At 25.9% G+C, this 758-nt stretch carries 2 protein-coding genes; both read right to left on the bottom strand.

Translation table 4 applies throughout. The annotated features are described in order from the left end of the window. Positions 1-22 precede the first annotated feature (22 nt). Positions 23-427 carry a lipoprotein gene (locus C6B38_RS10630; protein WP_105298985.1) on the bottom strand — a complete coding sequence of 135 codons (405 nt, stop codon included), beginning with the start codon at positions 425-427 and terminating at the stop codon, positions 23-25. A gap of 113 nt (positions 428-540) precedes the next feature. After that, on the bottom strand, positions 541-639 hold the full coding sequence (locus C6B38_RS10200; RefSeq protein WP_162475909.1) for a lipoprotein: 99 nt from the start codon (positions 637-639) through the stop codon (positions 541-543). Between the last annotated feature and the right edge of the window lie 119 nt (positions 640-758).

The following is a 758-nucleotide window of genomic DNA, read 5'->3' as shown; positions in this document are numbered from 1 at the left end:
GATTAATATAAAAAAGGAACTGTTATTTAGTTCCTTTTTGTTCTTTTCAGTCAGTAATTTCACCAGTGTTTTTATCAATGGTAGGTATCTGTGGTTCACCAACTCCATCTCAACGATAAATTGCTTTATATTGATATAAATGTCAGAGTCCTTCGCCTTCTATTCCTTTTCAACTTGTAATATTAACATTAGGTTTATTTCCAAAAATTCCAATATAAGTTTTACCACTATTTTCTTGACCGGTGGTATTAATAATTAATTTTCAATTACTATCTTTTGGTGGTTGTTGTGCTTTTGGTGTTGGTGTTGTCGGTTTATTTATTTTATTATTATCATTTGGTTTTTCAGATTTTTCACAACTGATTAATGTTGTTGTGCTTGTTGCGGTTAATCCGATTGCTCCTATTATGCTAAGTATTCTTTTCATTTGAATTGCTCCTTTTTATTTTTTTATATATAATTGATTTTATCACATATCAATTATATATCAATTATTCGTATTAAATATTAATTTTATATATTTTTGATGGTAGGTGTAAATTAATGATTTGGTTTTTCAGATTTTTCACAACTGATTAATGTTGTTGTGCTTGTTGCGGTTAATCCGATTGCTCCTATTATGCTAAGTATTCTTTTCATTTGAATTGCTCCTTTTTATTTTTTTATATATAATTGATTTTATCACATATCAATTATATATCAATTATTCGTATTAAATATTAATTTTATATATTTTTGATGGTAGGTGTAAATTAATG

Origin of the sequence: Spiroplasma sp. ChiS (genome assembly GCF_002968355.1) — a bacterium.
GTDB lineage: Bacteria > Bacillota_I > Bacilli_A > Mycoplasmatales > Mycoplasmataceae > Spiroplasma > Spiroplasma citri.
The sequence above is the reverse complement of the archived record's forward strand: the minus strand, read 5'-3'. Positions and strand labels throughout refer to the sequence as shown.